General features: G+C 55.7%; 1 protein-coding gene. It reads left to right on the plus strand.

Annotated elements, in window-relative coordinates:
- A partial coding sequence (locus C722_RS25565) for an IS3 family transposase (RefSeq protein ID WP_157225793.1) occupies positions 1 to 322 on the plus strand: 322 nt, incomplete at its 5' end.
- Positions 323 to 327: the final 5 nt, after the last annotated feature.

Consider the following 327-nt stretch of genomic DNA (forward strand, 5'->3'; position numbering starts at 1 on the left):
GGGTGACTGGTCAGTGATCCTGCATTCGGATCGCGGCAGCCAATTCACCAGTGCTGACTACCAGCGCTTTCTGAATCGCAACACGCTGGTCTGCAGCATGAGTGCAGTCGGGCATTGCGGCGACAACGCTGCCTGTGAAGGCTTCTTCGGTCAGCTCAAACGGGAGCGCGTTGCCCATCAGTCGTATCGAACTCGTGATGAAGCACGGGCGGATTTATTCGACTACATCGAGCGGTTTCATAACCCACGAATGCGTCGTAGAGTCGCCCGGCAAGATCTGAAGTTTTCAGCCCTTTTCAAACCGTCCGTGGAAACGAGGTAGAACCC

The sequence above is a fragment of the Pseudomonas sp. 313 genome (assembly GCF_000316965.1).
Classification (GTDB): Bacteria; Pseudomonadota; Gammaproteobacteria; order Pseudomonadales; family Pseudomonadaceae; genus Chryseomonas; species Chryseomonas benzopyrenica.